This window comes from Nocardia sp. 852002-20019_SCH5090214, assembly GCF_001665865.1.
GTDB classification, from domain to species: domain Bacteria; phylum Actinomycetota; class Actinomycetes; order Mycobacteriales; family Mycobacteriaceae; genus Nocardia; species Nocardia nova.
This window is the reverse complement of the sequence record NZ_LZMK01000260.1, coordinates 1-5,970: the sequence shown is the minus strand read 5'-3', so window position 1 is coordinate 5,970 and position 5,970 is coordinate 1. Positions and strand designations below refer to the sequence as shown.

Sequence of the window (5,970 nt, the reverse complement as noted above, 5' to 3'; positions counted from 1 at the left end):
CATTTCCCGGGGCCGCGGCGGTGTCTGCGGCGCTGGCGTCGGGAGTATGTGATGGTGGGAATGTGTTGTCGGACATCGTGTTCCGCCTTCTGGTAAAGCGGGCCGCGACCGAGTGCCAGTCGTGGCGTGACGGGATGTCCCTCGCGGTGGCGGGTTGAACCGGTGCTGCGCGGCGCCAGCGGCGTCACCGGGAAAGTGGGCGGGGTGGTCAGGGTTCGGGCCCGAGGTCCGGTCCCGTGGCGGCTGGTGGCGCTGTTGGGGCGGGGCCGGGTTGCCAGTCGCGGTCGGTGGCCGCGGGGAGAGCGATATCGATGGCTGTTGCGTGGTGGATCGGGATCCGGTCGGTGCGCTCGGGGTCGATACCGAGCGCGGCGGCGGCGCGATCGATCAACTCCTCAGGCGCCGGGGGTGGTGCTTGTGCCCGGCTGGTGGGGGCTCCGGTGGCCGGGTCGGTAGGGATGTAGGGCGGCAAAGCGGGGTCGGTGACCGGTTGGGTGTAGCGGCGCCACTCGAATTCCAGGTGCAGGTCGTCCCATCGGTTGATCTGCTGCGCGGCCTGTCGGCGCGCCGTGCGGACTTGCGGGCTGTCCCACAGTGCTGTGACCTCTGGCGCCGACAATTGCGCGGCGTCGGACAGTCCCGCCGCGCGCTGATGATGCAATGTCATGTTGCGGTGGAACTGCATGTCGGCGACCGGATCGGCGCCCAAGCCCAAACGGCCAGTACTGAGGCGGGCATCGCGGGCCGCTGACAGCAGCGCCATGCGGTGCACGTGCCACACATCGACGACGGCCATGTCGATGAACAGCTGCTGCGTCGCCGAGGAAGCCTCGGACGAGTCGGCCTGGGTGGCCGGATCGACGACCGCGTTCACGATTTCCGGTGCGGGAGAGCGTAGTTCGGCTGCTCCGACTCCGTTGGTGCGGGCGTGTTCGACCCATTGGGGTGGGATGCCGAGTTCGATGGCCAGTTGTTCGGTGGTTTCGCGTTCGGCTTCCAACGCGTCCAGGTGCGAGCGCCACTCTTGCTCGGGCGTGCCGTCGGTGCCGGCGTAGCCGCCGAAGCCGCGTGCATGCACCGTCGCGTGCTCGCGCGCGAGGCGGTCGAGGCGGGCCAGCAACTTCGCCTGCCACTGTTCGATCGATACTGCGGGGTCAGGTTTGGTCATGGTCGGCTTCTCTCCTGGTGGTGAACCTGCTGCGATCGGTGGGTGTGGGCAGGCGTGGCTCATAACTGGGCCCCGCGGTCGAGATCGGGCCCGGGGTGCTGTGGTGTGCCGGTGGGTGTGGGTGTGTCCCATCGGGTGTGGTCGGCCTCGGGAAGGGCGCGGTCGATCGTGTCGGTGATGGGGTCGGCGACGGATGAGGCGGAGGGGTGGGACAGGAATGCTTCTGCGGCGGCGGTTTTGATGGCGTGCGGTGTGGGGATGCGCACGGGTTGCTCGGACAGGGCGGCGTCCAGGCGCAGGGTGATGGCCGTGGCATCGCGCACGACGCTGGTTTCGATGCCGGGGCGGGCGTAGACGCGCCAGCGTTCCTCGATTGCTTCGTTGTCGTAGGTATGTGTCGTGGCGCCGAGTATTCGCTGCCAGTCGCTGCTGGTCCGGGCCCACATTCCGGCGGATTCGGCGACGGTGAGGCCGATCGCGTCGGCGACATTGCCCGCCCGTATCCACAACGCGCTCAGGTTGCGCTCGAACTGAGCGACCATCCACGGTTCGGGCTCGAATCGGGGTGCGTCGGTGACCGCACGCATCCGGTGGGTGATGTCGATCGCGGCCATGTACTGGATCTGCCATACGTCGCTGGCCACCCAGCCCATCACGTGCTCGCGCACCGCATCGGCGCCGGGCTCGGGGTTGAGGTCGGCTCGGCGGCCGCGGCTTCCGGCTGCTCGGGCGGCGGCGATCTCGGCGGGCGGGATGCCGATCGCGTGCGCGCGGGCTTCGATCTCGCTGCGGTCGGCTGCCAGCTGCAGTAGCTGAGTGCGCCATGCCAGCATCGCCAACTCCCCCGCCCCAGGCGGAGTGTCATAGCCCTCGCGCAGCAGCCGGGCGCGGTCGTCGGACAGGTCCTGGATGCGCTCGAGTAGTCTCTGCTGCCACACCGGTCTTCGCTGCACGGGCGGTGAATGTGGTTCGTTCATCTGCGATCTCCTGGATACGGATTGATCTGCGTTGCTGCTGTTTTCGGCTGACTGGGTTGCCGTCACGGTTCGGGTCCGGTATCGAGCGCGGGGCCGACATCCTGATTCGGGTCCGGTCTGGGGATCTGCGGCAGAAATTCGCGGGGCACAGCGGGGAGTGCAGCGGCGATATCGGCGTCGATGGCGGCGCCACCACCGACCGTCTTGTCGACGCTGCCGCCGGGATGCAGGACGGCGCTGATTTGGGCGATCAGTGATTGCGGTGGTGGCACCAGTTCGCGGTCGGGGTCCCAGGCCAAGTCGCCGTAGTCGGCCAGCGCGGCATGCGCGGACACGGCAGCGTCGGGAGCCGACAGGTGGGTATGCCATAGCCGCGCCAACTCGGCAGTCCCGATGTCGCGTACTGGCTGGGCGAAAGACGCGAGCCTGGCGGGACTCTCGGCGTCGGGCCAAATCTCTTCGCGTTCCGCGCCGACAGGTTTTAGCAGAGCCGCCACCGTGCCGATCCGGTCCCATCGCTGGGCCAGCATTTCAGCGAAAGCGTCCTGGGCTCGGTCGGTTCCGGCGGCGATCCGCGACCGGTAGGCGGCATGCACCGCCGCGATGTGCCCAAGCTCCCGAGCCTGCCTACCCACTGCGGCGATCAGCTCGGCGCGCGCCCGCGCATCAGTGCCCGGCCAACGGTCGGGCACCTGCGCGCTAGCGGTATGCCCACGGGCGTAGTCGAGCCATTGTTCAGGGATGCCGCCGGCGCGCCCGAGGGCAGTGAGTGTGTCGGCACGGTTGTGCATGTCGTTGAGGTAGTCGTGCCACAGTTCGGACGGAAAGTGACCGAATTTGCCTGCGAGACGGCCTGTTTCCTGCATCCGGTGCAGCCCGTCGGAGACGTCACGCAGCCGTCGCAACAGCGCCGCTTGGGCGGCGTTCGGATTCTGGACGCGGTCGGTTCCCTGCGCAAGGGGCGACGTCTGCGCTGAGATGGTGGCTGGATCGGGTACCGGTTCGGGAATCGTCATCCTTGCCTCCTGGCTCGGGCTTGTTGCTCCGCCGCCGGATAGACAGCGGCTCGAGGGCGTGCGCCCCGCGCGGTCACGGGCTCGGGCCGTTGTGGCGATGTGTGCGTGCTGGTGCTCCGCCGACGTGCTGCTCATCGCCGGCAGTTAGCGCGGGGAGTTCAAGGCATCGGGATTCGCCTAACGCGGCGGTCACCGCGTTGTCCGTCGCTGCACCGAGATCCAGGCCGTGACCGGCGAGCCCGGGCGGGAGCCGCAGAGCGGCCGTGATGTGTTCCACCATCGCTGCGGGCAGCGGTGTGATCGCGTGGTCACCGGTGAAGTCGATATCGCCGTGGTCGGTCAGCAGCCGGTAGGCAGCCACCGATGCGGGCTCGTGTTCGGCGTGTGCGCGCCATTGCTGTGCCAGCAGGTGAGGGTCGCGCTCTCGCACCGTGGCCGCCAAAGCACGGGCCCAGACCGGATCCGGCGCCGGCCTGATCCGGTCACGTTCGGGGCCGATCAGATCCAACAGCGCCGCGATCGAGGTCAAGCGCTCGTGACGCACAGCTGCGCGGGCTTCGATGCGTGTGCGCAGAGAGTCCGGTTCGTCGCTACGGGCACGGCTGCGGTAGGCAGCGTGAACGGCCACGAGGTCACTGAGGTCGCGGGCTTCGGCGGCGAGGTCGTCGATGAGGCGGGCCCGCTGCACGGGTTGCGGGACGGGCCATCGTTGTGGAGTCCGCCACCCTGTGCCGCGCTCGCCCTGCTGGCGGGCAAGATCGATCCACCGTTGCGGGATTCCACCGGCGTGGCCCAGCTCGGCCAATGCCGCGCTGCGCTTCATCAGGGCATCCAGGCGCGCGAACCAGGAGGGTTCCGCCAAAACCCCTGTCTCCCAGTCGGTGCGCGCGGTGTCGAGCTGCGCCCGCGTCTGCGCTGACACCGCGCACAACCGCCGCAGCAGTGCCTTCTGCGCGGCATTCGGCGCCACCGGACGCCTACCACCCGCACCGACAGCGAGCTCTGTCCCGGTCATGGCTCGACCCCGACTCCGAAGCTGGGTTGGCGCGGTATTGCCAGCGGAAGATCGTGCACCAGGCCGCTATCGCCGCCGCTGCCTATTCCGGTCGCGGCTACCGCGATATCGATGCCGTGCCCGGCCGGCTCGACCACATCCGCTTCCAGATGCCGGGCCGCACCCTGCGCCACGGGAACACTGTTGTGTTCGAGCTCTTGTCGAAGGAGCTCGAGTATCTGGTCAGGCGGTGGCAGTGCGGCGGCGGTGGGCGCGGTGATGCCGGATTTGGTGAGTGCGCGGGCCTGCAAGACGATGCTGGTCTGATCGCTGTGGGCGTGGGCGCGCCAGCGAGTGTCGAGTTCGTCGACACCGGCGGCCCGGGCCCCCTCAGCGGCGGCGGCCCAGTGTTGCGGCGAGTCCCACAGTTGCTGGGCTTCCTCGTCGGTCACGGCGAGCAGGCGTGCGAGTTGGACCAGGCGGGTACGGGATCTGCGTAGGTTGCGCATGACCCAGGTCGCGGTGCCGGGTTCGGCGTGCGCGCCGCGATGCTCGTAGGCGACCGAGACCGCGGCGAGGTCCTGAATCCGGTGTGCCTCAACGGCCAGCCCGACCAGCAGCCGGGTCCGGTCCACCGGTCTCGGGATGCGCCAGTGCAGGTCGCGTCGCCACGGCTGGCCCAGATGGGCGCGGGTACGGACCTGGTTCAGCCATTCCCGCGGCACCCCCGCGGCCAAGCCCGCTTTCTCGAGCTCTTGCCCGAGCAGGACCTCGGTGCGGAAAGCCCGCGACCACGACGGGGGCGGAAGCTCACCGGTCGCCTCTCGCCCGGCCCGGGCCACGGCGGCCATCTCCCGCGCCGCCGACGCGTGTGCATACACCCCCGCGAGCACCTTCATCTGCCACCGATCGGGCATGAGAGGTGCCGTCAGGGGGATAGAGCGAGACTTGGTGCGCGCCATCATGGTTCGATCTCCGCCGAGGGCGCCGCGTCGAGAGCTTTTACCGGCGGGAGAGCCGGCGGGGTGAAATCGACCGCCATGTCGATGTCACTTGTGACACCGGTGGTCTCGACAGCGACGGAGATGGCCTGTCCGTCGAGCACTTCGAGGTCTTCGCCGGAACCGGCATCCGGCCGGCTCGACGTGGCCGCACCGATGTCGCGGACCTGTGCTTCGCCGTAGCTGGTGAGGGTGTACTCGGCACTGAGCGCGCTCATCTGGTCGTGGAGCTCATCGACCGCGTCGTCGAGGGCGGCGGCATCGGCTCGGGCAGCGGCCAGGGTGGTACGGGGGTCGTTGCCGGTGTCCTCGCCGTAACGTTCGGCCCACGCGTCGGCGGCGCCGCGGTGTTCGTCGGACAGGTCCGCGGTGGCCTCGGCCGCCGCCCAGCCCGCGCTGGCGGCGTGAGCGCGGGCGGCGCCGGGGTCGGTGTCGGTGAGGGTTTCGGTGAGCCCGAGCGCACGTTTGCGGGCCTCGATCAGCAGCTTCTGGTATTCGACCTTCAGATCGTGGAGCTGCCGGTCTTGCGTGATCTGTTTGTCGTAGCGGCGTAGCTGCTGGGTGTGGATCGCGTCTTTGCGGTTGTACTCGCCGCGCAGGGCCCGCACTTGCAGCCCGTGGACCTTGTCGCGGCGTTCCTCGGTGGCTTTGTCGCTGTCTTTGGCGCGGTCTGCTCTGTCTTGATCGTGTTGCAGGCGGGCGTTTTTGACTTGCATCTCGAGCAGGTGCTCGCGGTGGCGGCCGGCCTTGATCGCCATATCGGCCCAGTGCTCGAGGCGACCATGCTGAGCCCGATCGATATAACCCTGGATCT

At 68.9% G+C, this 5,970-nt stretch carries 6 protein-coding genes; all 6 read right to left on the bottom strand.

Annotated features, from left to right (window positions below; all coding sequences use genetic code 11):
• Positions 1-208: 208 nt before the first annotated feature.
• Complete coding sequence (locus A5780_RS19865; protein WP_064909225.1) at positions 209-1,168, bottom strand: hypothetical protein; 960 nt, start codon at positions 1,166-1,168, stop codon at positions 209-211.
• 59 nt (positions 1,169-1,227) lie between these two features.
• Complete coding sequence (locus tag A5780_RS19860; protein ID WP_156769571.1) at positions 1,228-2,145, bottom strand: hypothetical protein; 918 nt, start codon at positions 2,143-2,145, stop codon at positions 1,228-1,230.
• Between the two features lie 62 nt (positions 2,146-2,207).
• Complete coding sequence (locus tag A5780_RS19855; RefSeq protein WP_064909223.1) at positions 2,208-3,161, bottom strand: hypothetical protein; 954 nt, start codon at positions 3,159-3,161, stop codon at positions 2,208-2,210.
• A 73-nt stretch (positions 3,162-3,234) separates the two neighbouring features.
• Complete coding sequence (locus A5780_RS19850) at positions 3,235-4,176, bottom strand: hypothetical protein (protein WP_156769570.1); 942 nt, start codon at positions 4,174-4,176, stop codon at positions 3,235-3,237.
• The gene (locus A5780_RS19845) at positions 4,173-5,072 is read right to left on the bottom strand and encodes a hypothetical protein (RefSeq protein WP_064909221.1); all 900 of its coding nucleotides are present in this window, start codon (positions 5,070-5,072) and stop codon (positions 4,173-4,175) included. The genes A5780_RS19850 and A5780_RS19845 overlap by 4 nt, the downstream gene beginning before the upstream one ends.
• A gap of 44 nt (positions 5,073-5,116) precedes the next feature.
• Positions 5,117-5,970, bottom strand: an 854-nt coding sequence (locus tag A5780_RS41145) for a hypothetical protein (protein WP_197521806.1), incomplete at its 5' end; no start/stop codon positions are given.

What these genes read in the sequence shown, in the direction of transcription:
- A5780_RS19865 (WP_064909225.1), bottom strand. Translation starts at nt 1,168, where the DNA reads ATGACCAAACCTGACCCCGCAGTATCGATCGAACAGTGGCAGGCGAAG.
- A5780_RS19860 (WP_156769571.1), bottom strand. Translation starts at nt 2,145, where the DNA reads ATGAACGAACCACATTCACCGCCCGTGCAGCGAAGACCGGTGTGGCAG.
- A5780_RS19855 (WP_064909223.1), bottom strand. Translation starts at nt 3,161, where the DNA reads ATGACGATTCCCGAACCGGTACCCGATCCAGCCACCATCTCAGCGCAG.
- A5780_RS19850 (WP_156769570.1), bottom strand. Translation starts at nt 4,176, where the DNA reads ATGACCGGGACAGAGCTCGCTGTCGGTGCGGGTGGTAGGCGTCCGGTG.
- A5780_RS19845 (WP_064909221.1), bottom strand. Translation starts at nt 5,072, where the DNA reads ATGCCCGATCGGTGGCAGATGAAGGTGCTCGCGGGGGTGTATGCACAC.